We start from the raw sequence: 25,055 nt of genomic DNA, 5'->3' as shown, positions 1-25,055 counted from the left end.
CTTGCGCCCTTCGTCGTCATACTGCGGCACCGTTTATACCAAGTTCAGCATGACCTGCAAGCAGCAGCTTTTGCAAGGCATCGATAGGCACATCGCCAGTGTCGCAATCAAGCTCCGCCGCCAGCGCCGCCGCCGTACCGGCCGCTTGCCCGATCGCCATGCAGCTAGGCGTCAGCCGCGTTGTCGCCTGGGCCTCGTGAGAGGTCGAAATACAGCGTCCCGCAAGCAGCAGATTGGCCGTTTGAAGCGGAACGATGCTCCGGTACGGAATATCATAGGCCCCGCCCTCCCGGATAAAGTTGGCGGTCACGCCCTTGCCTTCCGGATTATGAATATCAATCGGATAGCCGCTGCGCGCAATGACGTCCGCAAATCTGCGGGCGCTCAATACATCCTGGCCGCTTAGCACATACTGCCCGATCATTCTCCGGGTCTCCCTGACCCCGATTTGCGTGCCGACGGCGGACACGGAGGCCCGCTCGAATCCGGGAATATGCTGCTGCAAGAAGGCTTCCAGCTCCAGCACTTGCTTGCGCCCTTCAATCTCCGCTCTGGTCAGGTCCTCGCTGCTCGTAGGGTCCAGGCCCGACACCCGGGTCGTATTCACCAGCACTTCATCCTCGCCAGGGCCGCTGAAAAACAATAATCCGTCCCGCAATATAGGCAGCCGGGCCTCCCGCCACTTGCTGTAAAAGCCCATTATTCCGGTTAACGGCAGCCGGTCCAGCTCGGAGATCAGCGTCTTTTCATAAAATTCCGAAGGGTTGTTTTTCATATAATGTTTGATGGCCTGCAAATCTACGCCGCGCATGCGGAACTTCATCGTCATCGGCTGCAGCTTCCCGTCATCGTTGCCCTTCTCCCACGGGGCACCGGCCATATAGGCGACATCACCGTCCCCTGTAGCGTCAACGTATACCTTGGCTTTCAATGCCCTAATGCCGTTCTTGCCGTATAGCGTAATAGCGCTAATCCGGTCCCCGTCCGTCTTTACATCAATCACGGAGGTATGAAGCAAAATATCGGCGCCCGCCTCCGCAAGCATATCGCAGGCCAGCACCTTGTACACCTCGGGATGGTAAGGAGTTAATGTATGGGTAAAGCCGATCGTATCCCGCAGGTGGCCCGGCGAAGCCCCCAGCGCCATTAGCCGATCCACAATTTCCTGAGCCAGCCCTTTAATCACTTGCTCTCCAGAGGCTGCATGGAAGGTCATCCACGGATAAACCATCGCTGCCGTGGACATGCCGCCAAGAAAGCCGTAACGTTCGATCAGAACGGTTTTGGCCCCGGAACGGGCAGCGCTTATCGCAGCGGTTATACCGGCCGGTCCGCCTCCCAAAACCGCTACATCGTATTTCTCCAAGTCATGCATAGTATCAACTCCCGCTGTTATTTTTGGAGCGCTCCCATTTTCATGTTGGGAGCGCTCCAATATATGTTGTTAAGAAAGGACAGCGGCCGCTAGCCGTGTCCATGGAAGGTTCCCTTACTAGGCTGTTCCTCTAATCATCAATTCGCTTTCAAGCACGACATCTTTGGATGCATGCCAGGCCAGCTCACCCCGCAGCATCTCCAGAAGCAGCTCCACGGCATGCTGCCCCAGCTTCTGCTTATGCTGCCTGACCGTGGTCAATGGCGGGTTCATAAAGGCCGCCGCTTGAATATCGTCATAACCGATAACGGCAATGTCCTGCGGAACGCGATAGTTATGCTTCGTTAACGATTCAATAGCGCCCAGCGCCATCAGATCGTTGGCGGCAAAAACCGCATCGAATGCAAGTCCTTCCGCAATGAGCCGGTCCATTCGCCTGCGCGCTTCCTCCTGCTCGGCATTGCCGACTATCACCCATTCCGAACGGCCACCAATGCCAGCATCCTGCAAAGCCTGCCTATAGCCGGCATAACGTTCATCCTCATGCGGGGTTCCGATCAAACCCTGAATATACACGATCGAGCGTTTGCCATGGCGAATCAAATAATTCGTCGCATCGTACGCTCCTTGGCGATAATCGGAGGTTACACAGGCAAGCGGCAGCTGATCATAATTGCGTTTCCCGATGAGGACGAACGGAATGCCCTGGTCCCGGTAAAATCGCAAATACTCCTCCCGGATGTATTCGCCCATTATGACAAGACCGTCGATTTTGCGGCTGATCGCGATTTTTTTCCAATATTCATGATCGTAATCGCTCCGGTTGGAGAACAAGAGCAGGTCGTAGCTGTTCATGGCTGTTATAAGCTGAATGCCTTGAAGCACTTCATAGAAAATATGATGCGTCAAAAAATCCAGCTTGGCGCCAAATACGATAACGCCGATATTCCCGGTTTTTCCGCCGGCCAGACTGCGTGCCTGGGGATGCGGCGTATATCCCGTCTCAGCGATAATATCCAGCACCTTCTGCCGCACTTCCGGCTTTACGCTTGGCTGATTGTTAATGACCCGGGATACCGTCCCTCTGGAAACTCCCGCGAGAGCTGCGATGGATTCCAATGTATGCTTCACTGCGACCTCCAAACACCATACCCTTCACGCCAACAAGCCTAAAGAAGGATGAATAGTGGCACCCCACAATTGGGAGCGCTCCAACTTGTTCTATGACCACAGTATCCGCCAACCCGGTCTTGTTTGTCAACCCTAATTTAGCCAAAATCCTGTAGGAGGAGGCTTCCTCTCCTATGTCGCCAAACCGATGAATCAGTGGTATTATAAATAAATTCAAAATTTATATAAAGGAAATGATCGCATGCAGGCAACTAGTCCCGAGTATTGGATTAACAAGCTGGAATTAAACGCTCATCCCGAGGGCGGCTATTATAAACGCACCTATCAAGGCGAGGAGAAGATTACCGATCAGGAATTATCCGTGGAGTTCGATGGCCATCGCTGGCTATATACCAGCATTTATTTTCTGCTTCGCTCCCAGGATATCTCGCACTTCCACCGTCTGAAATCGGACGAACTGTGGTACTATCATGCAGGGAGTCCGCTGACGATCCATGTTATTCATGAGAATGGCATATACGAGGAAATCAAGCTGGGCACCAACCTGGAGAATGGCGAAACGATGCAATATCTTGTGCCAAAAAACTCGATCTTCGGCTCTTCTGTTATGGAACCAGATACCTTCTCGCTTGTTGGCTGCATGGTCGCGCCTGGCTTTGATTTTCAAGATTTCGAGCTCTTTACGAAGCAAGAGCTGCTCGCACAGTATCCCGAGCATCGCGAAGTGATCCATAAAATGGCCTACGAAAAAATTCCTGTTGGTGTATAGTCATACTAGGACTGAACAAGCGTTGACTTGTTCAGTCTTTTTCGTTGGACTATCCATTTTGGGCGGCATCTTGCTCAATCCAATTCGTAATGAAGCTGTATAGCTTTTTGGCTGCTGGAGAGGCCGTGTCATATGATGGGATGGCAAGTCCGATCGTTCGGTCATACTCCCCTTCGAGCGGGCGGCAGCTTATATTGGCCGGTATTTGCGATACAGCCATCTCGGGGAGAATGCTAATCCCTAGGCCGTTTTGGACCATAGCGATGATAGCGTGATCGCCTTCCAATTCATATTTAATATTGGGCTGAATGTGATGCTGCGAGAGTATTCTTTGCACATCGGAGCTGCACCCTGTAACCGGCATAATAAAAGGCTCGTCTGCAAGTTGTTCAACTTTAATGACGGCTTGGCGCTCAAGCGGATGATTCACCGGCATCATGCACATCATCCGGTCCTTCTTCAAGGGAACCATATGGAAGACCCCGCAAGTAGGTAGTGTGATAAAGCCCAGATCGACCGATCCGTCCATCAGCATGTTTTCCATCTCGGTGTGATTGCCATCTTGCAGCTTGATTTCAATACCCGGACATTGAATGCAAAAATCCCGGAGAATGCGAGGCAGCCAATGAATGGTTACGCTAGAGAATGTGCCGATCTTAACCTTACCGATTTCACCCCCCTTAAGTGCTGCCACTTCCTGCTTCAGCTTCTCGTTCAGCTGCAGAACTTGCCGGATATGCGGAATTAAACGCTCCCCGTCGGCAGTTAGCAGAACTCCGGATTTGCTTCTTTTCAGAAGGATCAATCCGAATTCAGCCTCCAGGCTAGACACGGCATGACTGATAGCGGATTGCGTCAAATTCAGTTTCTCCCCCGCCCTTGTGAGGCTCCTCTGCTCGACCACTTCACTGAATATCTGGTACTTGATGAGACTCATGCCCGTCCTCCCCTATCTATCATGAAATAAATTCAATCAATCCATTACAAACATTCAATTTATTAATCTATATTGTAACGGTATAATCTGGCATATGCAAAACGCTGATCTAAATGGGGAGGGACTGGAGTGCCTGCAATTCAAGAGAGATTGAACATGAAATTGGAAGATAACTTTTACCGCAAGCTTGCCCAGCTTGCGTTTCCTTTGACGCTGCAATTTATATTCACTTCGTCATTCGTCCTGATCGACACCTTGATGGTATCGGGCTTGGGGGAGAAGGAAGTGGCCGCGCTAGGCATTGCCGGTCAGTTTGATATGATGCTTGTTATTATCTTGGCGGGCATTCTGAGCGGACCTTCCATATTCATGATGCAATATTACGGTCAGAGGGATTATAAGACCATTAACGGGCTGGCAGGCTTATGCCTGTATGCCGGACTTGGGATCGGGACTTTCTTTTTCTTGGCGGTGACGCTAAGCTCACCCTATCTGTTCATGCCGTTCAGCCGGGATTCGGAGCTGCTCAAGCTGACCTCTTCGTTTGTTGCTATCGTGAGCTACGGGTATATCGCGTCCGCAGTATCTACTGCGTTTGCCATGAGCCTTAAAAGTATAGGGGACGTGAAGGCAGTTATGTATATGACAACATCATGTCTGCTGTTGAACACCCTGCTCAATTACCCGCTCATTTATGGACATTTCGGATTTCCCGCCCTCGGCATTCAAGGAGCAGCCATTGCTACATTAATCGGAAAGCTACTTTTAATGATTATGATTGTCGCTTACGTCTATACGAAACGCCGGGAAGTCGCGGTATCTGTACGGAGGCCTGTAACGGTTGACCGGGCGCTTACCAGAAAAGTGTTCAAGCTGACCATGCCGATCATCGCTCACGAGACGCTTTGGGGACTGGGCGCGGCCATCTACATGGTCGCTTTCGGAATGCTTGGCACAGCAACGCTTGCTGTCATTCAAGTCGCAAAAGTAATCAGCGTCTTTGTATTTGCGGCTGTCGCAGGTTTCTCCCAAGCGGCAGGAATCATGATCGGCGAGCAAATCGGCCGGCGCCAGCGGGAGCTCGCGCAAACGTTCGCCAGACGGTTTACCCGAATCGGCCTCGTCCTGGCTTTGGTTATCGGCGCTCTATTATTCACGATGGCGCCGTTAATCGTTGGGATGTTTCAGTTCGATGAACCGTTGAATAGGCAGGCCATTAACATCCTTCGCATCTTTGCATGCCTGATGGTATTCATTTTCGTCAACAACATCTGGATCGTCGGCGTCTTCCGCAGCGGCGGAGATACCCGTTATTCGATGAAGCTTGTTCTCGGCTCGACTTGGCTTGTCGGGTTGCCCATCACCTTCATTGGCGCGGGGGTATTGAAATGGCCCGTGGAATTCGTATACGCGCTGTATTTGGCGGAGGAAGTCATGAGGACGGTCATTGGTTATTTCCGCTATCGATCACGCCGCTGGCAGCATGATCTGGTCGACAATCATGAGCCAGTCTAGTTCGCCGGACGGACGATGAGATAAGATGACTCCTGACCGATGCAGAAGCCATCTCCCGGCTTGGCCAAACTGGCCATTTTGATCAAAGCAGTCTATTTCTCATACTCCAAAACCGACTCACCGCTAATGATGGTTCCGATATGATGATGATTCCCTTCACAAATCGCCTTCATGGATCCCGGCTTATCGAAGTTGAACACATGCATGGGCAGGTTGTAGTCTCTGGCTAGGATGAATGCCGATTGATCCATGACCTTCAAGTTGTGATTCAGGACATCATTATAGTGGAGTGACTTGTACTTCCTGGCTCCTTTGTCCTGCCTGGGGTCTGCGCTAAGCACCCCATCTACGCCTTGCTTGGCTACGAGAAGAGCATCGCAATTCACCTCAATCGCCCTTTGAACAGAAGGATAGTCCGTTGTCACATAGGGCTGCCCGTTGCCTCCTGCGAAAATAACAATGTAGCCTTTCTCCAAATGGTGCATGGCTCTTAGCCTGATATACGGCTCTGCCACCGATGTAATCGGGATGGCCGTCATGACACGGATTTCTTTGTCCGTTTTGGCTTTCAGCACGCCGCGAAGCATCAAGCTGTTAATGACGGTTGCCAGCGTTCCGATGTTGTCCGCCTCCGCTCTATCGATGCCCCAGCTGTCAGCCATGTTGCCGCGGAAGATATTGCCGCCGCCTATTACCAAAGACACCTCTACGCCCAGATTGACCACGGACATAATTTCACCCGCAATATGGTCCAGCCTTTCAGGCTCGAACCCAAATTCCGTGTTCCCTGCGACTGCCCCGCCGCTTAGCTTAATGAGAACTCTTTTGTACATCGTCACCCTATACACCTCCACGCCTAATAAAAAAACACTAAAGCAATGAATGCCTTAGTGTTTCAATAGAAGAGAAATATGAAGTTGAAAGAAACGATGGATGATCCCCCTCCGCTTCCGCCTCATATTCCCACTCCTTCCAGTCATTAAATTCAACCTATTCTATACTGCGCAGACGTTAAATGCAACCCGTTATTTCATTTCGCAGACTCCAAGCTTCCTCTGCCATGTGAAGAAGCTCTTGCGTTACGGCCTCCAGGTGGCTCAGATTGGATTCTTCATTCTTGATGCTGCCTTCTTCCAAGCCGCGAAGCAGCTTATCCATCACCATGATATACCTGAGCGATGCTGCCGTCGCAAAGCCGAAACGGGCCAGCTTGGAGTCCCCCTCCCACCCTGAGGCTCTAAGCCCTTGCACGTAGCTCGAAAAAAGCTCTTCTTTATATTCCGACGCTTGATCAACGGGAATCATGTTCTTTAATAGCGCATAGCCAAACATCCGGCCCAGATCTTCCCCTACACCTGATATGCTGGCAAACTGCCAATCAATCGCAACTAATGAACTATCGCCATTCCCTTTTGCCAAAAAAATATTGTCCCAATGCACATCTTGATGTGCAAATACACGGGGCAATCGCTCCAGCGTCTCAAGCAGGCTGCTTGCTCGCCTCCTATTGCTCAGATACTGCGCCCATAGCCCGTTGCTGCCGCACCGCTCGCTTGAATGCGAATCCCAAATTGCCTTCTGCTCCCCAATGGGTTTCGCATAAGCTGTACATACTTCCACCCAAGACCGCATCCATGCCCGGCATAAGAACCAATCCGCAGGGAGAGTAGCGCCTGCCAAATACGCGCCATTGAACTTTCCTAATGCGTAATAAATTTCGCACATATGCGCCAAGGTCCAGTCCTTGTGAAGTGTATCAATAGGCAGATCCTCAAGCCACACCCTGATATCCCCGTCAGCCTGCTCTTCGACCCCATAGCATTGAGGCGCTCTTATGCCTTCAGGCAGCTGACTCAGTATCCCCAACTGGTACACCAGCGCTTCACGCTTCCAATAATAGTAGTGATCGGCCTCATCCCGCATGGAGTCGGGCTTTGCTATTTTCAGAATAAGTGAGTAGTCTCGCCTGCTGTTATCGTCGAATTGAACTGTACAAGATACCCGGTAGACCGAGCTTTCTTCCTTGATTACTCCTAGCGGACTGCAGCTCCACGAGATGAGCTGACGAATCACTGAAGGTGCAATTTGTTGCACATGTGACTGTATGCAAGCAGGATCAATAACAAGCGTGTTAACGGACATGGTCATATACAAGCCTCATTTCTTGAAACGCATCTCTATTAAGATTAGTTGAAGCGGCCCCATACTCCTTCCTCCCCCCAAAATACATCGTCTGAAATCCAGCCGGGTTCATCTTGGCAAAAAAAACATCGCCCAAGGCAAGCGTCCCTTGCGGCGATGTATTCGAGTATCTCAAATGAAATTATGAATCCGTTACAGATACCTTCTAAGCTTGTAAGCTTTGTGTAGAAGCAACGCAAGGTCGATTATAAAAAATACAAAGATGAAATAGAGAATACGATCAGTGACATTATTCCAAATTGACAGAACCGCGGCAAAGTCTTTGCCGTCCGTGATTTGCCCGGCAATCTCTTGCAGTTGAAGCGTAAACTGTCCATTCCATACCGAACCGTCGGCAAATAGGATCAAAGCGGCTATAAAGAGCAGAACACTGATGACAACGTGATATACCAATAGCCCTTTCGACCATTTCCCCGCTACAAGCTTCAGAATCTCCTTCAGTACTAGAAGGGCTGCGCTAACCCAAATCAGCGGCGCATAAGACGTTAATCTTTCTATATCAAAAACTGGGGCATAATAATATTCACCCGAATGTGAAATGTGTATGGCAATCCATTCAGGCATGCTGATAAAAATGACGGTAAACAGCACGGTAAAGATAATGCCGAAGATGGGCTCCGATCGTTTGATCTGCAGCTCTGAATTCGGGATTGGCGACAGATCGGATGGTTGCCAAGCCTTCTTCTCCCCTGTTGCCAATGCCGTAGCGTCCCTGACTCCCTTGTATTCCAGCAAAGCAAAGATAACCGTAACCCATACAAAGCCCTGCATTCCCGCTTCCATGATGGAAACGATCCACCTGGTGAAGATGCCGCTGAATGCCTCGGCAGGATTGCTGATATTCGTCTGCAGCATATCAATGATCAATACAACGCTCATCGCGATAACGAGCGCCATACCAACAATCTTCAACACACGTATATAGCTGTCAAATAGCTCTGGGCCAATCAAGTAACGTTTGCGCCCGCTGTACTTGGCTGCCAGCTCCGCCGGCGGACCTAACTCAAGCAGTACGGCCTCGATGTCATCAGTGTCTGCCGATCCGCTATCATGCCCCTTCCTCTCCTCCAGCATATCCTCGATCAGTCCGCGCAGCTCCTTCTCAATATCGTCCCGCTGCTCAACTGGCAGCCTGCTTATCACAGCATGCACATACCTTAATACCAATTCCATACGCCTTCCCCCTTCGCCGTATCTCCTTCATTAATGAAGCCTGCCTTAGTCTGCGCCGATCAGCCGATCCATGTTGGCTGCCATCGTTCTCCATTCCTTGCAAAGCTGGTTATAAACCTCAGTCCCCATCGGGCTGAGCAAATAATATTTGCGCGGCCTTGTCTCCTGCGTATCCCACTCGCTCTTAAGAAGCCCCTGCTTCTCAAGCCTGCGCAATAGCGGATACAGGGTTCCCGGATCAATCGTAATCCCCTTGGATTCCAGCATCGCAACAAGCGAATAGCCGTATTGCGGTTCTGACAGCTGGCTTAATACGCTAATAATAAGCGTGCCTCGACGAAGCTCCTGCAGCAAACCGCCCAAAACTTCTTCCACTCCTGCCATATGATCAACTCCTGATGTCATTATACTGTGTGTCACACACTATTGTAAATAGCCCTATATAATAGGATGTACACCATCTTTTCTAACAATCCGGCAATCCGGATTCAACGCACATTTACAACCTCATCCATAGACAGGTCTAAAGTATTGAATGTTATAAATTATTCCATATGGCCCTGTTTCCAAGTAGCGATATCGTTTATATTTTAAAAAACGGTTCAATTAGGAGGCTTGATCAAGACGATGACAGCTTACAAGCACTCGACTGGCGTATCCCGTCTTATGACGGGAATCATAGCGTTGCTCGTAATTGCAATTACCCTCGTCGCATGGCAAGGCCGCGCAGCTGCTGAAGCAACTGCCAATCCCATACAAGTTCAATTGGATGAAAAAGTGATTGCGTTCGAAAAAGACCCCATCAAAATCAAGGGAACCACACTTGTTCAGTTCCGACCATTATTTGAAGCATTGGGAATGAACGTTGAGTGGGACAGCGTCAATCGGGTCGTCACCGGGACAAAGGATGATCTAGCCATTGTTTTGAAAATTGGCAGCACGCAAGCCACTGTGAATGGAGCTTCTGTCACGCTGCTGCAAGCACCCCAAATTCAGAATGGCCATACGATGGTACCGCTTCGCTTTGTTAGCGAAGCGACCGATGCTCTGGTCGCCTGGAATCCGTATAAGCCCCAAATTTTGATTTATACATCCTCTTTCCTGGATTCCGTCGGTTTGTCGAAAGAACAGGTCCAAGCGGCAATTGATAAAGAGCTGGAACGGATCAAAGCCGAGTATGAAGCTGAGCAGGAGGCCAATGCGCCTGTGAAACCGGTAACTGTCCCCCCTGTTCCCAAGGGAAGTGGCGAATACAAGCCCGCTGCTACGGATACGGTTGATTTAAGCAAGCTGCAAGGCATGTACTATGGATTCAGATCAGATTATGGCGGCTATGATTGCGGTGGCATCTGCTGGGATCTGTACACGTTTCTGCCTAACAGCAAGTTATTAATCGGCGAACCGCCCAATGGCGGGCCAGAGACGATCGATTGTACGAAGGACCAATGCAGCAGCTATACGATCAAGAATAATGTATTGACACTCGACAATGGTGATACCTATAACATCAGCAAGGAAGATGGAAACCTGGTCATCAACGATGTTGTCTTGTCACGGGTAAAGACAGCAACCAATAATCTGAAGCTGTCCGAAGAGTATGTCTACAGAGGGTATTGGGGATTGATCGGCATTACTGGCGGCTCAACTTCCTGGACCGAAAAAATCACCTTTTATGCCGATGGCACCTTCATAAGCAACCGTTTGATGCTCGGCACTGTCCAAGGGGGAGGTACGACCACGGGAACGTCCAGCAAAGACCTTTCCGGATCATACCGTATAACAGGCAATACCATCGTCCTTGCTTATAGTGATGGTGAAGTTGCCCATCGATTGTTCTTTATTCATGAGGATAAGAACCGGGGAGAACTGGGCAGTATTCAGATTGGTGACAACAATTTCTATATCGAAGAATAGATGAATAGAAGTTCGGCATTAAGTCGCCTCCATTCCTGGAGGCGGCTTTTTTTGATACCTGGCCCGTCTTCCGTATATTCAACCTGGCGGAACTATGTGTGTAAGAAGGCTGGGCGCAGATTTAACTTTTCACCAATCGGAAAAGCTGTTATGATAGTGGCTGTCTGCATCGGCAGTCGCGGTTCGAGACCATCCCGCGTTACCAAAACTAAGGGGGCTTTTTTGTTATGTTTAATTTGCTATGGGGCGTGCTGTTTATGCTCGTCCACTTTGGCCTCTTTTTGCTCTGCTACCGCATGTTCGGCAAAAAGGGGCTGTACGCCTGGATCGGCTTTGCTACCGTTATCGCCAATATCCAGGTGACCAAAACGATCGAGATGTCCATCGGCACCTTCGCTATCGTCATGACGCTGGGCAATACGATCTACACGACCATCTATATGACGACGGACCTGCTCAATGAAAAGTACGGCCAGCAAGCCGCAAGGCAGGCGGTCTGGTTCGGCTTCTTCACGCTTATTGCGTCGAATATCTTGATGCAGATGACACTCGCCTTCACTCCGCAGGCAGAGGACTTTGCCCATGAGCCGCTGACGGCGATCTTCGGGTTCCTTCCACAGGTTGCGGCAGGAAGCTTGTGCGCCTACTTCGTCAGTCAGTTCCTGGACGTACGAGTGTTTGCCTATCTGAAAAAGAAGTTCCCTGTACGCAATCAGTTCTGGATTCGGATCAACGGCAGCTCGCTTGTCAGTCAGCTTCTCGATTCCCTTGTATTCTGTACAATTGCTTTCTACAAGGTGCATACGTTCGATATCTGGATCCAAATTTTCCTGACAACTTATTTGCTCAAGCTGCTCATCTCCTTCCTGGCTACACCCGTTCTATACTGGGCGAGAAATATGAAGGTGAAGGAAGACTAAGCTGCACCAGTGACAGCTGGACATAATCAGTAAAACAACATCGCCCAAGGCTCGTAAGCCTTGTGGCGATGTTGTTTACATTTCTGACTTCGTTCAACTTCCACTCCCCTATCGCCACACAGAACATGTCTTCTTACAGAACCTTGGAGAGGCATCGGCCTAGATGCCAGAGTATGCAATAGTATAGCGCGTAATCAGCAAACTACCCCCTATTTTGTCACGGTCAATCCTTTCGTTTCCGAGCTTCAAAACCCCTATACTAAATCTACAGCATACCCTTGACCCTCCTCAGGAGCCCTTACAATCAAACACGAGGTGAGGAAATCATGCGCTATACCGTTAAGCAATTGGCGGAATTAACAGGTGTCACGATTAAAGCATTGATGAATCGGACGGTCAATAATCTTGCGATTAGAGTGTGAATGAGCTGTTCCGGACAAAAAAATACAGAGCTTCAGCTTGAACTGGCTGTGCTCTGTATTTTTGCATTCATTTATTGCCCGCCTGGCTCTAAGGAAGAATGAATCTCGACGACGCTGCTGTCGTAGCTGCTGCCGTTCCATACCGAATAGGTCAGCTTGTCGCCCGAGGGGCTCCACGAGGAGTCTACAGCATTGTCGACATCGGCTGCAATTCGGACGGCTTGGTCCGACAATAGATCGTGGACGTACAAGCCTTTGACTGTCGCGCCGCTTACTTCCGCTTGCATGCTGTACGCGATCAGCCGCTGATCCCCCGACCAGGAAATCCCGCCAAGCTCCGCTCCTTCCGCAATCGTCTTCGCATTCCCTCCGTCCAGATCGCACAGCGTCAGCTTCACCTTGGAGCTCTCGTATTGCGTCACCAGCAGTTGCTTGCCGTCAGGCGAAGGAATGATGCTGCCCACGGAACCGAGACCCATATCGTTGGTCTCTTTGGTATCCAGCTGGAGCACCCTCAGCGTTTCATCCGAATTGGAGTTATAATAGACGCGGCTGCCGAGCTTGGCTACGACAAACAGTGCGCCTTCGCCTAATTCCTCAAGCACGGCGATATCGCCTTTCGTCGTTGCTGTGTATGCTCCGCCCCCATAAGAAGTGCCGATAATGCTTCCATCATCCGTCCATCTGGCGCTCATGGCTCCTCCAATGGGCTCGCCGGTCAAGCTGAACGACTTCAGCGTTTCCAGGTTCATGACATGATACACGGGATCGCCGAGCGTATACTCCTGGTAGATAAGATGTTGTCCGTCCGGAGACAAGCTCGCGCCGCCCAAGAACACGTTCTCTTGTTCTTTCAACGGCACACGTTCTCCCGTCTGCAGATTCATCCGGTACAAGCTGCGGGGATAGAAATCCGCCAGTTCCTCCAGCTTCATCTTCGCTAACGTTTCATTCTCCTGTGAGACGATGATCGTATCTTCGTCCAGCCAGCCGAATATTTCTACCTTCTCATACCGTTTGATGCTGCCCACCGTAATGGCCGGTCCCGCCTCCGGCGTCTTGCTGTCGTTATCAATGATAGTGATGGTTTTCCCCGGCTCCCGAATAACCTCGCGATTTCCTCCATTATCTCCGCTGCAAGCGGTGACCGCAAGCAACAAGGCGGGTACGCATGCTATGATGGCTGCTTTTGTTTTGTTCATTGTATTCGCCTCCCTAATGCATACAATACCAACCGAATGTTGCGATTCAGCATAGAGTTGTTTCCAAGTTGTAAACAAATTCAGCGAGTTTGTAACGGGAACGTCATTCGGAATGTCGTACCGCTGCCATCCGACTTCACGATAGAGATGCTGCCTCCCTGCGTCTCGGCATAGCGCTTCGCCAGCGATAGCCCCAGTCCGGCGCCGCCATGCTCCCTGGCTCTGTTCTTATCTACCGTATAGAAGGCTTCGAAAATTTGATCCGCGACTTCCCCAGGAATGCCGATCCCCGTGTCGGCTATCTCGATGATGATCTCGTTGTCCCTGACGAAGCTGCTTACGCAAATACGGCCGTCCGTCTTGTTGTATTTGATGGCATTGTCCAGCAGGTTCGCCAGCACAATATTCATATAATCCTTGTCGGCTTCCATGTAGGCTTCGTGCAAATCCGTCTCCAGCGAGAGGCCGAACTTGTCCATCTTCCCCTTCAGGCTGCTCAGCACCGACTCAATTGTACCCCGTACCTCGAGTATTTCCTTGTTGTACTCAAAATCGTATTTCTCCATCGCTGACAATTGCAGCACCTTCTCCACCATCTCGTAGAGCCTCTGAGCCTCTCCGGCGATATGGGTTTTGGCCGTGTTCAGCAGCTCCTCGTCATCGGGATACATGTCGAGCAGATCGAGGTAGGCTTTAATGGAAGTCAGCGGTGTCTTGAACTCATGCGTGACATTGCCGATGAACTCCTTCTGCTGCCGATCCAGCTCCGATAGCTTGCGAACAGCTAGCGCCAGCTTCTCCCGCTCCTCGTCCTTATCTCGCATCGTAGCCATGAGCCGTTCGCTCATGGCGGCTATGCCTGCTCCCAGCTCCCCGATCTCGTCTCTCCGCTTCATGTCTGGCACAGCGAACTGTCCCTCTCGGATACGTCCAACCGTATCGTTCAGCCTAATGATGCTGCGGGCGAAGGAGTTGAAAAACAAATAGGCCAAGAGGAAGCTAAGCACGAATACGCCTGTACCGATATAGATGAACAATCGTTTGATCTCATCGTAGAAGGCTTGATGGTCTCGGAGGGAGTAATAAAATTGGACGACGCCAACCTGCTCTCCCCCTGCGCGCAGCGGGGTCAAATAATACATGGACTCCCCTTCCACCAAATAAGCGGTCTTGTTCTTCAGCGCATAGGCCAGTGTCTGCTTGATGCTATCGGATGGAGGGGCATGCTTCCTCCCCATGATGACGCCATTCCCATCGTATAGCACGACAGGCTGCCCGCTGATCAGCGCTAGCTGCTCGCCGAACGCCGCTCCATTGGTCTCCAGGAAGGTCTGGGGAACTTTACTGGATTGCTCCATAATGGATTGGATGAAATAGACGTTCGCCGTGTCGGCTTGCTGAGCAAGGAGACCCTCTGTCTGCGTACGTTGATTCCGCTCGATTCCCTGCAGGACCAAATGGCTTAGCACGAATACCGTGAGCAGCAGCAGACCGGCGAGGAACAGGCTAAACTTCAGCTTGATGCTAACTCTCACCATGCGGACGCCCTGTAGCCAATGCCATGAACGGTCTGGATGGTATCGCCGTAGTCGGGTCCCAGCTTCTTGCGCAGCCTCTGCACATGAATGTCTACCGTACGCGTGCCTCCGTAATAATCCATCCCCCACACCAGGTCCAGTAATTGCTCCCTCTCATAGACCCTATCTGGATTGGCTGCCAGCAGAGCCATTAGATCGAACTCCTTGGGCGTCAGCTCCAGCTTCCGTTCTCCCGCAATAACCGTTCTTCTAGCGACGCTCACCTTCACTCCGCCTAGCCGAATCTCATTTGGCTCCTTCTTTTCTCCGGCGGCCTGTATCCGTCTAAGGAGGGACTTGAGCCGCGCGAGCAGCTCCCGCATGTCGAAGGGCTTCGTCATATAGTCGTCAGCCCCAAGCTCCAGTCCCAGCACCTTGTTCACGATGTCTTCCTTGGCTGTCAGCATAATGACGCCGATCCCATCTTTATCCTGCAACTTCTTGAGCACGTCGTAGCCGTCCATGCCGGGCAGCATCACATCGAGGATGATGGCGTCCGGACGAATCTCTCCAAGACGCTTCGCGGCGGTATCCCCGCGATCGATGACCTCCACCTCGTAGCCTTCACGCTTCAGGGCATAGGAGATCGCATCCGCAATCGCTTTTTCGTCTTCGATGACCATAATCTTCGCTTGCATGGCATTCCACCTGCCCCATGTCGTTATTGTCTCTTCTATTATAAGAGTTTTCCGGCTGGAACCAAAATCCAACTTGCATATCTAGATCAGGGCAGTTCTAATGAAATTAAAAAAGGAGCCGTGCGTCAACACGACTCCAACATGACTGCAATCTATAGGATTGCAGCCATACTCAAGATCAATTCCCTGCCAGCCAGCTCTTGCAATCAGCCGCCATTTCTTGAAGCTCGCTGAATAACAAGCCTGCATGATAGCCATCGCAAACGGCATGATGAAGCTGTACAGATAAGGGCAACAGTACCTTGTCGTCCAGCTTATCGAATTTTCCTATTGTAAATATGGGCAGCAAGTAAGTTCCCTCGTTATAAACATTCAGATTAAATCCCGTGAAGTTCACCCATGGAATGCTTGAGATGGGGAATGTGCCCAGCGGTTCGCTAGAATCAGGGAATAGCTGAGTCGCATTCTTGTAGGTTTCCGTCTGCTTGAGATACCCGCCATAAAATTGGATAAACTCTGCACAATACGGAGTCCAAATGCTTGAGAAGGTCTTATCCTCTTCATGGAATATGGTGAAGCTGGGAGACATCTGGTCCCAGAACCCAAGACTTCCCTCCGCATCAAAGCAAGTCCGGAACTCACGATGACGATTAACTACCGTCGTAATCATGTAGATCAGGGCTGGATATAGCTTCATCTCCCTGACTCTAAGTTCTGTCCGCAGTTCAGCAATATCAAGATTAGCCGTCATGCTGTAAGTGCATCTTACCTGATTCATATAGTGTTCAAAATATGGCTTTCGTGCCCATCGCTCCATATTAATCCGATTAAAATTCATTGTTCACCCTCCTAAAATGTTTGTAGTTTAGGAGGGAACGTCAACTGACTTAACCATTTCCTATCACATTCCTCATCGTTTTTTTCTTTCCTTCAAAGGTGAATAGAACGGGAACTCCATACTTTCGTCTTCCTCCATCATAACATAGTTCTCTCCGTAAACGTCGTGCATCCTGCACACCTCCTATAGGATATGGATAGATCATCTATGATCGCTGATGAGCCATCTTGCCACAGACAGAGTTGTACATATACAATAATAAAATGACAAGAGCTAACGTCATATCGACAGGAGGATATTAGATGCCGCAATTAATTTTTAGAGGAATTCCAGCCGAGGGCATACGTGCCATTAGCATACCTCTCGTAGAAGAGATGGCCGCCATATGCCAATGCGGAACGGATAATTTCACCTTAGAGTGCCTGCACGTCACCGCTATATTCGACGGCAAATATACCGATTCGTACCCGTTCATCGACGTATGGTGGTTTGAGCGGGGAGATGAAGTGCGCGACAAGATGGCCGAGGCCATCGATAGGCATGTCCGGTCGCTCGGTATACCCGATTTGGAGCTTTCCTTCCGGGTTGGCCGCGAGGACAATTTTTATATGAACGGACGCCGCTATGGTTCCTAGCTGATGACATAATTACTGCCGTCGAAACCGCCAGATACTTCGTTTTCTACAGATTTCGAGGCCGGTATACACAAGTAGGCGACCCCAATTGGGGTCGCCTTTCAAGGTTTTGGAACCACTTTTTCCACTCTATGGTTTCTTCGAACCGCGCTTTCTCTAGAAGGATGCAGCCGCCGAATCGGCTTCCTGAAGGGCCTTAGCCAATACTTCATCTCTTCCCAGAGAATAGTTCCCTTGCGCACGGATGATTTGATACTCGACTCCCATGAAATTGAACATGGCTTTTAAAAATTTGTGGGAATACTCGACTTCCGTATACCAATCTTGGTTCGTATAGATCCCATCGCTCGCTTGAATGACAAGCACCTTCCTGCCGTCGTTCAGCAGACCCACCGATCCCTTGTCCGTATAGGCAAAGGTCTCCTTGGCGATCAGAATGTTATCCATGTAGTCTTTCAGCTTGGAAGGAATGTTAAAGTTATGCAGCGGCATGGCAATAACATATTTTTTCGCGCCTTTAAATTGTTGAAGAAGCTTCGACATCCGAGAATCGAGCTCCTCTTCTTCTCCGCTCAGACGCTCTCCTGTCGCCTTTTTTCCTGCAGGCTTAAAAAAGTACGATCTATCGAAGGAATGTATGCTCGATATAAATCGATTTGTTCGACAAGCCCTTCCGCATGAACTCTTTTATAAGTCTTCAGAAAATGATCCAGCACTTGCAAACTTACGGACGACTCGCTCTCTACTTTGGGATGCGCAATAATAACAAGCAGTTTCTCCAACTTCGGCCTCTCCCTCACTCACTAGTTTGATACACCTATACAGACAAATAACGGATCTGTTTTGTGACAAACCGAATGACATGCCCAAGTTCCCGTATCATTCTCACATGTTTCATGGCGCTACCGTGGAAACATCCTTCTCTCACTTCGGCCATCGATGAGTTTGATTCATCCATCGTCATACCTACCCTATGCTTAGACCTCATCGTCTTTGTACTCCAAAATATCTCCCGGCTGACATTCCAAGTGCTTGCAAATAGCCTCCAATGTTGATAAGCGAATTGCCTTTGCCTTTCCGTTTTTCAAGATAGAGAGGTTAGCCATTGTAATGCCAACCCTCTCCGAAAGCTCCGTTACGCTCATTTTTCGCTTTGCCAACATCACATCAATATTGATTATGATCGCCATAATGTTCACCTCAGACCGTCAAGTCATTTTCTGATTTGATATCAATAGCCTCTTGCAAAAGCCTCTGAAGAACGGCAGCAAAAACGCCAATGACCATGGAGGCAAAAATGATAACCATTCCAATTACGATTATTCCCGGAGCATCATCCTTGTCCGCCATGAGATAGAAGATCGGCATGCTTAACACAAACAAACCACTGATTGCAATCGCGCAGTATTTGATATTCCTCAAAGCCTGCACTGATAATTCCGAGAACGCGATGTTCTTGTCGATGTAGCTTAAAAGCTGAAGCGCCTGATATAGAGCGATGTAAAAAGGAATCGCTGGCACATATAATGCGATGTACACGAGAGATTCCATATACGTCCTGTTCGGATACAATTCCCCCGCGAAATTCGCGATTTCAGGCACCAGAAAAACGCACAATGCAAGAGCTGCAATTCCCATTAAAGCAATTGTCATCTTCAATAAGAATGTTGTTCCTCGTCTCATAAGAAAGCCCCTCACTTCATTGAATTCATTTTATTCTAGCATATATTTATCGTTTTACAATAAATTTATGACGAATTTAGATATATTTTTGTTGTTATAAGTTGTGATACTCTCGCTTGACCAGAACAAAAAAAGGGCTGCAACAAGCCGCCCTCCCGGCAGCCTATCACAGCCCTTGTCCCTTTCTCCTTCAGCGCCTGAAGCAGGATCTCGTTCGCCATAAGCTGGTTGTATCCGCCGGAAGTGACGACCGCTGCCGCTATATCCTGCTCGGGAAGCACAACGGGCGACGCCTGTTAGAGGCCGTGGCCCCGCCTTTGGTCAGCGCCTTCATCCCATATTCGCCGAAAGGATACAGATTAACACTGTCCCAACCGAGACCGTATGCCAATGAGTTATCCGCATCATCAGGCCACAAAGGCGTCTTGTATTCGTTCTGGGTCTTGGCTGCAGCTGATTGGCCGGATAATAATTGTTCTGCTCCCCCTGTAAATAGTTGCGTGAATCGAGCTCCGTTATGACACCCCATAACCTGGAATAATCTTGCAGCCCTCCGTCAGTATACGCAGGCGTTTCAAAAGGATGGGCATACATCTGTCCTAGCAAAAATGCATTGTTTTTTAATAGAAACTGACAAACAATTATCCCAACATTATAATTGTTCTATATATCCTATAGAGGAACTGATTGGGAGGACAGCATGCAATTTCAACCCATGTATGATAATGATGAATTATTTCTGCCGAAGATCGAATTACATATGACATCGAACCAGTCGATTGGCATTATAACGGACTTGAAGCGAAAGCAGTTTTTAATGAATCAATTAATGGATCATTCCCACTATTATTTATTTCGAGCTGGGCAAAACGAGTATATGCGTTTAACTGTGGAAGAACTACTTACCTTTCTAATCAACGTAACGGAGAGGAATGAGCGTGTCGCTTCGTTAATCGATTATTTTGCTTTAAAAGAAGAACGGAAAGTAAAAATCAAGGACCTCAGCTCATCGAAAAGGATGTATGTGACCTTGCTGCGTGTCTTTTTTGCGCATCAGCCTACTCTTGTACTGGAGGAGCCCTATTTTTACTTGGAAGAGCAAGATCGCCGTCAATTGAAACGAATTTTGGATGACCTATCGGAAGAAAAGCAGATTTTAATTTTAACGTCGAATTTAGAGGATGCCATGATTTCCTGTGATGCCATTTATCGATTGAATGATTCCGGATTTCATCCATTGGATATTCGGGACTCTGACGGGGATAAGCAGGAAGTGCAGGAACAAGATCAGGTCAATATAACCTTGCAGAAGATTTCTACGAAAAGAAAGGACAAAGTGATTTTATTTAATCCGCCTGAAATCGATTATATCGAAAGTATAAATGGTTCGATCCTTGTCCATGTGAGTGGAGAACATTATGACTGTGCTTTGACGCTAACCGAGCTCGAACAGAGATTATTGAATTTCGGATTTTTTAGATGTCACCGCTCCTATATCGTTAATCTGCAAAAGGTAAGAGAGATTATTACATGGACGAAGAATAGCTACAGCTTGCGATTAAATACAGGTAAAGATGACGTGGTACCGTTATCTCGTTCAAAATTGCAAGAATTAAAAGCACTTCTCAATATTTAATTTCCGGGGAAATTGTCGAACCATTCAAGCATGGGTGGTACCATTCAGGCGATAACAGCTACATTTCGGCGGATTTTGATGGTTAGAAGCATGGAATCTTTATATACTTAGACCATCAACGGCTGATCAAATAGCCGATTGGATGAAGCGAGGGTTGATTGATCAATTAGAAACGAAAGAGCCAAGACCAGGTAATATCTTTATTAAAATGACAGGAAGTGAGTTACGATGAGTATCTCATTGAAACGTGCTCAAGCGGTATTTGTGAAGGATTATAAAGAATTTTCCCGCAATTATGGAGTATCGATTTGTTTGCTTGTTCCAATTCTCTTCGCATTTCTTTTTCGTAGTGCAGGCCCGTCTTTGCCTGGAGCAATCGGTTTTCTTCTAAATACTTCCTTTGTGTTACTAACGTGTTTAGCACAAGCATGCTTGATTGCGGAGGAAAAGGAGCGCAACACTTTACGAACATTAATGATGACACCTGCCACAACCATAGATGTTTTAATCGGTAAAAGCACTCTAGTCTTTGTGATGTCTGCTATTATTCTGACTATTGCTACCTCTATATTGGGCTATGAGCCGGCTAGTCTATGGGCGTTTGTGGCAGCAATCATTCTTTCGATTATTCTATACACAGCAGTCGGGACGATATGCGGTTTATTCTCCAAGACGTTACTTGAAGCATCATTATCTATCATTCCTGCAGCGATGATATTTACCGCGCCTCCAGTTGCAACATTATTATTTGGTGATTTCCCGATTTTCAAAGTGCTGGATTATACGCCAAGCGTTCAACTTGTGCATTTGCTAAGCATACGCAATACAGGCTTTACAACAGGAGAGTTATTAAAACCCCTCCTCATTATATTGGCATGGACGGTTGTTTTAACAACTGTAGCTGTTGTTTTGTATCAACGACGGTTACAGGATGAGTAGGAAACTTGGGAGGGATCGAATTCCGATGAATATAGCCGTCAAGTTGATGCAAAAATTCAAAGACCGCGTTACAGAGAATAAGCTGAAAGACTATCAGGATAAAGCGGAGCTTATCAGGAAACGGAATTTGGAAGCATGGGACGATGGGCAGCTTCAAGCGGAATCCCTCCGGCTTCAAAAAGAAGCAAAATCGGGTACGCTTTTGGACGAACTGCTTGTGGATGCCTATGCGTTAGTCTGCGAGGCAGCGAAGCGAAAGCTCGGATTACAGCCCTACGAGGTCCAGATCATGGCAGCCATCGCTCTGCACGAGAGATTTCTGATCGAGCAGCATACCGGCGAAGGAAAAACGCTCTCTGCAGTTATGCCTGCTTATCTAAATGCGCTGACCGGCAAAGGCGTTCATGTGCTGACCTTCAACGATTATTTGGCAAAGCGAGATGCGGAGTGGATGGGCCCAATCTACCGTTTCCTCGGGTTAACGATAAACTCGGTTCAAGCTGGCATGAGCCTGTCCGAGAAACGGGAAGCCTACGCTGCGGATGTAACCTATGTGACGGCCAAAGAGGCGGGATTCGATTATTTGCGCGACACGATTGCGCTAGACGAAGCCGATACCGTGCATCGTCCTTTCCACTACGTCATCGTTGACGAAGCGGATTCGCTGCTTCTCGACGAAGCGCGGGTCCCGCTAGTCATCGCCGGCGAGTCGGACTCTTCCAGCAATGACGACATACATTTCGCGGAAGTGGCTCGGCAGCTCGAGCCGCTTGAGCATTACGACTTCGACGAGTCCAATCGGAACGTTTATTTGAATGAAGCGGGCTCTGCAAAAGTAGAATCGCTGCTTGGATGCGGCAATTTGTACGAAAGTCATAATAGTCATTTGTTATCGTCATTAAATTGCGCGCTGCATGTGGAAGTGTTATTAAAAAAAGACGTGGACTACATTGTCCGGGACGGGAAAATCGAGCTGATCGACGAATATACGGGACGCGTGGCGAAGAACAGGCATTTGCCGGACAGGCTGCAAGCCGCGCTTACGGCCAAAGAAGGGCTGCAGTCGAAATCCGGCGGAAAAATTCTCGGGACGATCACCCTTCAACACTTCCTTAGCCTATATCCGAAGGCATGCGGAATGACGGCTACCGCGCACGCTTCCGCAATGGAATTTGAAGATATTTATGACCTGCAGGTTGTGCAAATTCCGCCGAATCGGCCAAACATACGGATCGACCATCCGCGCCGGATTTATACCCATAAAGCGGCCAAGCTTAAGGCGCTTGTACATGAAATCTCGTCCGTCCATGCGACGGGACGTCCGATTCTCATTGGTACGTCAAGTGTCGAGGAGTCTGACATGCTGGCGGAGTCGCTAGCGGTCGCCGACGTGCCTTGCCATGTTCTGAATGCGAAGAACGACGCAAAAGAAGCCGAGATCATCGCCAAAGCGGGAGAAATCGGCGCCGTGACGGTGTCTACCAATATGGCGGGGCGCGGCGTCGACATTCGGCTTGGCGGCGGGAACCCCATGCAAGCAGAAGCTGTCGCCAAGCTGGGCGGGTTGTACGTGATTGGTACACATGTGAACGAAAGCCTACGGATCGACGACCAGCTGCGCGGGCGTTCCGGCCGTCAAGGCGACCCGGGAGCTTCCATTTTTTTCGTTAGTTTGGAGGACGAGTTGATGCTTCAGTTCGGCATCGATAAATGGGTTCGCGGTCTTAGGCAAGATGAGGCGCTCAAAGAGCCCTTGCTCCACAGCAAAATCTCGCATATTCAGCGCGTTGCTATGGCCCAAAACTTCCATATCCGCAAGGAACTGAACGGTTATTCGGATATGGTGGAGGATCAGAGGCGAATTCTATACGAGGAGCGGCTCGGAATTTTGAAAGGCGAGAAGCCGATGAGTCCTTCGGAGCAGCGGGTTCGGCTTTTTTATATCGACGAGTGCTGGGCTGACCATCTGGCATACGTTTCTTACGTTCGCGAAGGCATCCACTTGGAGAGCCTTGCCAGCCGCAATCCGATCGACGAATTCCATGTGCAAATCACCCAAGCCTACGAGCAAATTCCGGCTAAAATAAATAGTGAGACGGCGAATATGCTTGTAAGACTCGAAGGCTCGAATGATCCGGCAATGTGGGAAAAGTTCGGCCTGAAGAGCCCTACTTCCACTCGGACTTATATGATCAATGATCAATACCTCCAGAACAAGCGCAGCTCATGGACCCCAGCGACAATAATGGCTTATTATCTTCGTAAGATGTTGAGGCTGGCATTGTGGCCGGTATACAGGCTGTCCAAATTTTGATGATGCAGCATACCTTTGCCAACTAACAAAGGAGAACGATAGAAATGAACGAAACGGTAAACTGGAAAAATGGCGCTCATGGGCATAAATTTATAGCTTCTTTTAGCGGGGGAAAAGATAGCGTCCTGGCGCTGTATAAATCTATGTTGGTTGGAGAAGCGATCGGACTGATCGTCATGATGGAGGAAGAAGGAAAACGTTCCAGATCCCATGGGATGCCTCCGGAGATTATCCAAGCCCAAGCTGAATCTATCGGCTTGCCCCTCTATACAGCAGCTGCAAGTTGGGACGACTATGAAAATAAATTTATGGTTCTTTTAGAACACGCAAAGCGTCAGGGCGCAGAGGTGTTAGTCACAGGAGATTTGGATATGCCTATTGATAACTGCTGGCATGACAAGGTTACCCAAAAAGCAGGCTTAAAGCTTGGCATGCCCCTATGGGAAATGGATCACTATGAAGCTGTCAAACAATTTATCGATCTCGGTTTTAAATCGACTCTGGTCACTGTAAATCTAGCATTGGGGATGCGGGAAGAAGATTTGGGACGAACGCTAACTTACGACTTCATTAAGGAAATGATCGCTCGTGGTATTGACCCATGTGGAGAAGGCGGCGAGTTCCATACCACCGTAATTGATGGCCCCATCTTCAACCATCCTATACCTGTTCACAAATGCAGCATCGTTAAGAACGGGGATTATGCCTTTATGCCTTTGGAACTGCCAGGCACTTGAAGATGGTAGCCTTGCAATCTGATCGTTCCATCTAATTGGATGGAATAATTCGAATATCCTTATCCAAATTGGCAAGCATCATGAAATTGCGATTGAAAGTAAAGATGCGTTTTACCTGATAATAAGACATCGTGACAGCAGTTAAAGCTTCACCGAGAGAGAAACGGAGCTCGGGCCTGTCTATAAGCAGTCTGCGCGATTCCCTCACAAATTCGGGGCCGCTGGAGATGACTTCAAGCTTGCCGTTACTCACTGCTTTATCAATGGCATTCAGAAAAAATTCCGCCTGCTGATAGCTGTATTCATTGCAGAGCCATTCATGAAGATCAAATATAATGGAGTTGGTCGTCACGTAATTACGTTCAAGATCATGCAAATCCAGAAACAGGGAACGGGCTTTTAAATAGCGTGGGTTATCAGGGTTCATTAAAGCGGCTAAAGCTGTTTCATCCAGAAAAATGGTATCCTGAACGTTCAAATGGTTATCCATATGTCGGC

Annotated in this window: 23 protein-coding genes and 2 pseudogenes; 9 read left to right on the top strand and 16 right to left on the bottom strand. The window is 49.0% G+C overall.

The features are described 5' to 3' along the window. Nucleotides 1-16 precede the first annotated feature (16 nt). A complete protein-coding gene (locus tag D3P07_RS10170; protein ID WP_119800119.1) occupies nt 17-1,375 on the bottom strand; it encodes an FAD-dependent oxidoreductase in 1,359 nt (452 codons plus the stop codon). Nucleotides 1,376-1,492: 117 nt separating this feature from the next. Further along, nucleotides 1,493-2,506, bottom strand: coding sequence for a LacI family DNA-binding transcriptional regulator (locus D3P07_RS10165; RefSeq protein ID WP_182914253.1), 1,014 nt, complete (start codon nt 2,504-2,506; stop codon nt 1,493-1,495). Nucleotides 2,507-2,747: 241 nt separating this feature from the next. Here D3P07_RS10165 and D3P07_RS10160 point away from each other — a divergent pair, with 241 nt between their 5' ends. Further along, complete coding sequence (locus D3P07_RS10160) at nt 2,748-3,275, top strand: cupin domain-containing protein (RefSeq protein ID WP_119800117.1); 528 nt, start codon at nt 2,748-2,750, stop codon at nt 3,273-3,275. Nucleotides 3,276-3,324: 49 nt separating this feature from the next. On the opposite strand, the gene D3P07_RS10155 is transcribed toward D3P07_RS10160, so the two are convergent. Continuing rightward, a complete protein-coding gene (locus tag D3P07_RS10155; protein ID WP_119800116.1) occupies nt 3,325-4,212 on the bottom strand; it encodes a LysR family transcriptional regulator in 888 nt (295 codons plus the stop codon). A gap of 156 nt (nt 4,213-4,368) precedes the next feature. On the opposite strand from D3P07_RS10155, the gene D3P07_RS10150 reads away from it, so the two are divergent. Then, nucleotides 4,369-5,727 carry an MATE family efflux transporter gene (locus tag D3P07_RS10150; RefSeq protein ID WP_147384502.1) on the top strand — a complete coding sequence of 453 codons (1,359 nt, stop codon included), beginning with the start codon at nt 4,369-4,371 and terminating at the stop codon, nt 5,725-5,727. Nucleotides 5,728-5,819: 92 nt separating this feature from the next. On the opposite strand, the gene pyrH is transcribed toward D3P07_RS10150, so the two are convergent. The 4 genes from pyrH to D3P07_RS10130 form a co-directional block, all read right to left on the bottom strand. Continuing rightward, on the bottom strand, nt 5,820-6,560 hold the full coding sequence (gene pyrH, locus D3P07_RS10145; protein ID WP_119800783.1) for a UMP kinase: 741 nt from the start codon (nt 6,558-6,560) through the stop codon (nt 5,820-5,822). A 178-nt stretch (nt 6,561-6,738) separates the two neighbouring features. Continuing rightward, the gene (locus tag D3P07_RS10140; protein WP_119800114.1) at nt 6,739-7,875 is read right to left on the bottom strand and encodes a phosphotransferase; all 1,137 of its coding nucleotides are present in this window, start codon (nt 7,873-7,875) and stop codon (nt 6,739-6,741) included. Between the two features lie 186 nt (nt 7,876-8,061). Then, nucleotides 8,062-9,102: an HAAS signaling domain-containing protein gene (locus D3P07_RS10135; RefSeq protein ID WP_119800113.1), complete on the bottom strand. Its 1,041-nt coding sequence runs from the start codon at nt 9,100-9,102 to the stop codon at nt 8,062-8,064. A gap of 45 nt (nt 9,103-9,147) precedes the next feature. Further along, nucleotides 9,148-9,486 carry a PadR family transcriptional regulator gene (locus D3P07_RS10130; RefSeq protein WP_119800112.1) on the bottom strand — a complete coding sequence of 113 codons (339 nt, stop codon included), beginning with the start codon at nt 9,484-9,486 and terminating at the stop codon, nt 9,148-9,150. Between the two features lie 243 nt (nt 9,487-9,729). Between D3P07_RS10130 and D3P07_RS10125 the strand changes: the two genes are divergently transcribed. Together D3P07_RS10125 and D3P07_RS10120 are read left to right on the top strand one after the other, a co-directional pair. After that, nucleotides 9,730-11,016 carry a copper amine oxidase N-terminal domain-containing protein gene (locus tag D3P07_RS10125; protein WP_119800111.1) on the top strand — a complete coding sequence of 429 codons (1,287 nt, stop codon included), beginning with the start codon at nt 9,730-9,732 and terminating at the stop codon, nt 11,014-11,016. A 227-nt stretch (nt 11,017-11,243) separates the two neighbouring features. Then, entirely contained in the window at nt 11,244-11,936 is a 693-nt protein-coding gene (locus D3P07_RS10120) for a queuosine precursor transporter (protein WP_119800110.1), read from the top strand. Between the two features lie 493 nt (nt 11,937-12,429). Here D3P07_RS10120 and D3P07_RS10115 read toward each other — a convergent pair whose 3' ends face one another. From D3P07_RS10115 to catA, 4 genes are all read right to left on the bottom strand, one after another. Continuing rightward, nucleotides 12,430-13,560, bottom strand: a complete 1,131-nt coding sequence (locus D3P07_RS10115; RefSeq protein WP_119800109.1) for a TolB family protein — start codon at nt 13,558-13,560, stop codon at nt 12,430-12,432. A gap of 80 nt (nt 13,561-13,640) precedes the next feature. Further along, complete coding sequence (locus D3P07_RS10110) at nt 13,641-15,098, bottom strand: sensor histidine kinase (protein WP_119800108.1); 1,458 nt, start codon at nt 15,096-15,098, stop codon at nt 13,641-13,643. After that, nucleotides 15,092-15,775 carry a response regulator transcription factor gene (locus D3P07_RS10105; RefSeq protein WP_119800107.1) on the bottom strand — a complete coding sequence of 228 codons (684 nt, stop codon included), beginning with the start codon at nt 15,773-15,775 and terminating at the stop codon, nt 15,092-15,094. The genes D3P07_RS10110 and D3P07_RS10105 overlap by 7 nt, the downstream gene beginning before the upstream one ends. A 178-nt stretch (nt 15,776-15,953) precedes the next feature. After that, a complete protein-coding gene (gene catA / locus D3P07_RS10100; RefSeq protein ID WP_119800106.1) occupies nt 15,954-16,613 on the bottom strand; it encodes a type A chloramphenicol O-acetyltransferase in 660 nt (219 codons plus the stop codon). A gap of 302 nt (nt 16,614-16,915) precedes the next feature. Between catA and D3P07_RS10095 the strand changes: the two genes are divergently transcribed. Continuing rightward, nucleotides 16,916-17,248, top strand: a complete 333-nt coding sequence (locus tag D3P07_RS10095; protein WP_116046997.1) for a DUF1904 family protein — start codon at nt 16,916-16,918, stop codon at nt 17,246-17,248. A 156-nt stretch (nt 17,249-17,404) separates the two neighbouring features. Here D3P07_RS10095 and D3P07_RS10090 read toward each other — a convergent pair. The 4 genes and pseudogenes from D3P07_RS10090 to D3P07_RS27490 form a co-directional block, all read right to left on the bottom strand. Then, nucleotides 17,405-18,030, bottom strand: a pseudogene (locus D3P07_RS10090) (FMN-dependent NADH-azoreductase). A gap of 195 nt (nt 18,031-18,225) precedes the next feature. Continuing rightward, nucleotides 18,226-18,438 carry a helix-turn-helix domain-containing protein gene (locus tag D3P07_RS10085; RefSeq protein WP_119800105.1) on the bottom strand — a complete coding sequence of 71 codons (213 nt, stop codon included), beginning with the start codon at nt 18,436-18,438 and terminating at the stop codon, nt 18,226-18,228. 10 nt (nt 18,439-18,448) lie between these two features. Next, entirely contained in the window at nt 18,449-18,931 is a 483-nt protein-coding gene (locus D3P07_RS10080; RefSeq protein WP_119800104.1) for a DUF2975 domain-containing protein, read from the bottom strand. A 170-nt stretch (nt 18,932-19,101) separates the two neighbouring features. Then, nucleotides 19,102-19,442, bottom strand: a pseudogene (locus D3P07_RS27490) (serine hydrolase); the annotation flags it as partial. A gap of 189 nt (nt 19,443-19,631) precedes the next feature. Here D3P07_RS27490 and D3P07_RS10070 point away from each other — a divergent pair. The 4 genes from D3P07_RS10070 (at nt 19,632) to D3P07_RS10050 (ending at nt 24,557) form a co-directional block, all read left to right on the top strand. Beyond that, nucleotides 19,632-20,567 carry a LytTR family transcriptional regulator DNA-binding domain-containing protein gene (locus D3P07_RS10070; protein WP_119800103.1) on the top strand — a complete coding sequence of 312 codons (936 nt, stop codon included), beginning with the start codon at nt 19,632-19,634 and terminating at the stop codon, nt 20,565-20,567. A 228-nt stretch (nt 20,568-20,795) separates the two neighbouring features. Beyond that, entirely contained in the window at nt 20,796-21,506 is a 711-nt protein-coding gene (locus tag D3P07_RS10060) for an ABC transporter permease (RefSeq protein WP_119800102.1), read from the top strand. A gap of 25 nt (nt 21,507-21,531) precedes the next feature. Next, entirely contained in the window at nt 21,532-23,820 is a 2,289-nt protein-coding gene (locus D3P07_RS10055; protein ID WP_119800101.1) for a preprotein translocase subunit SecA, read from the top strand. Nucleotides 23,821-23,864: 44 nt separating this feature from the next. Beyond that, complete coding sequence (locus D3P07_RS10050) at nt 23,865-24,557, top strand: Dph6-related ATP pyrophosphatase (protein ID WP_119800100.1); 693 nt, start codon at nt 23,865-23,867, stop codon at nt 24,555-24,557. A 31-nt stretch (nt 24,558-24,588) separates the two neighbouring features. Here D3P07_RS10050 and D3P07_RS10045 read toward each other — a convergent pair whose 3' ends face one another. Then, complete coding sequence (locus tag D3P07_RS10045) at nt 24,589-25,047, bottom strand: type II toxin-antitoxin system VapC family toxin (protein ID WP_119800099.1); 459 nt, start codon at nt 25,045-25,047, stop codon at nt 24,589-24,591. Nucleotides 25,048-25,055 lie beyond the last annotated feature (8 nt).

Source organism: Paenibacillus sp. 1011MAR3C5 (genome assembly GCF_003591485.1).
In the GTDB taxonomy this organism is placed as follows: domain Bacteria; phylum Bacillota; class Bacilli; order Paenibacillales; family Paenibacillaceae; genus Pristimantibacillus.
This window is presented reverse-complemented; position numbering and strand designations above follow the sequence as displayed.

Excerpts from the sequence above, each read along its gene's own strand:
- D3P07_RS10125 (WP_119800111.1), top strand. The coding sequence starts at position 9,730 with ATGACAGCTTACAAGCACTCGACTGGCGTATCCCGTCTTATGACGGGA.
- D3P07_RS10080 (WP_119800104.1), bottom strand. The coding sequence starts at position 18,931 with ATGAGACGAGGAACAACATTCTTATTGAAGATGACAATTGCTTTAATG.
- D3P07_RS10045 (WP_119800099.1), bottom strand. The coding sequence starts at position 25,047 with ATGGATAACCATTTGAACGTTCAGGATACCATTTTTCTGGATGAAACA.
- D3P07_RS10170 (WP_119800119.1), bottom strand. The coding sequence starts at position 1,375 with ATGCATGACTTGGAGAAATACGATGTAGCGGTTTTGGGAGGCGGACCG.
- D3P07_RS10160 (WP_119800117.1), top strand. The coding sequence starts at position 2,748 with ATGCAGGCAACTAGTCCCGAGTATTGGATTAACAAGCTGGAATTAAAC.
- D3P07_RS10085 (WP_119800105.1), bottom strand. The coding sequence starts at position 18,438 with ATGGCGATCATAATCAATATTGATGTGATGTTGGCAAAGCGAAAAATG.
- D3P07_RS10130 (WP_119800112.1), bottom strand. The coding sequence starts at position 9,486 with ATGGCAGGAGTGGAAGAAGTTTTGGGCGGTTTGCTGCAGGAGCTTCGT.
- D3P07_RS10060 (WP_119800102.1), top strand. The coding sequence starts at position 20,796 with ATGAGTATCTCATTGAAACGTGCTCAAGCGGTATTTGTGAAGGATTAT.
- D3P07_RS10095 (WP_116046997.1), top strand. The coding sequence starts at position 16,916 with ATGCCGCAATTAATTTTTAGAGGAATTCCAGCCGAGGGCATACGTGCC.
- catA (WP_119800106.1), bottom strand. The coding sequence starts at position 16,613 with ATGAATTTTAATCGGATTAATATGGAGCGATGGGCACGAAAGCCATAT.
- D3P07_RS10135 (WP_119800113.1), bottom strand. The coding sequence starts at position 9,102 with ATGGAATTGGTATTAAGGTATGTGCATGCTGTGATAAGCAGGCTGCCA.
- D3P07_RS10105 (WP_119800107.1), bottom strand. The coding sequence starts at position 15,775 with ATGCAAGCGAAGATTATGGTCATCGAAGACGAAAAAGCGATTGCGGAT.
- D3P07_RS10150 (WP_147384502.1), top strand. The coding sequence starts at position 4,369 with ATGAAATTGGAAGATAACTTTTACCGCAAGCTTGCCCAGCTTGCGTTT.
- pyrH (WP_119800783.1), bottom strand. The coding sequence starts at position 6,560 with ATGTACAAAAGAGTTCTCATTAAGCTAAGCGGCGGGGCAGTCGCAGGG.
- D3P07_RS10155 (WP_119800116.1), bottom strand. The coding sequence starts at position 4,212 with ATGAGTCTCATCAAGTACCAGATATTCAGTGAAGTGGTCGAGCAGAGG.
- D3P07_RS10050 (WP_119800100.1), top strand. The coding sequence starts at position 23,865 with ATGAACGAAACGGTAAACTGGAAAAATGGCGCTCATGGGCATAAATTT.
- D3P07_RS10070 (WP_119800103.1), top strand. The coding sequence starts at position 19,632 with ATGCAATTTCAACCCATGTATGATAATGATGAATTATTTCTGCCGAAG.
- D3P07_RS10120 (WP_119800110.1), top strand. The coding sequence starts at position 11,244 with ATGTTTAATTTGCTATGGGGCGTGCTGTTTATGCTCGTCCACTTTGGC.
- D3P07_RS10115 (WP_119800109.1), bottom strand. The coding sequence starts at position 13,560 with ATGAACAAAACAAAAGCAGCCATCATAGCATGCGTACCCGCCTTGTTG.
- D3P07_RS10110 (WP_119800108.1), bottom strand. The coding sequence starts at position 15,098 with ATGGTGAGAGTTAGCATCAAGCTGAAGTTTAGCCTGTTCCTCGCCGGT.
- D3P07_RS10055 (WP_119800101.1), top strand. The coding sequence starts at position 21,532 with ATGAATATAGCCGTCAAGTTGATGCAAAAATTCAAAGACCGCGTTACA.
- D3P07_RS10140 (WP_119800114.1), bottom strand. The coding sequence starts at position 7,875 with ATGACCATGTCCGTTAACACGCTTGTTATTGATCCTGCTTGCATACAG.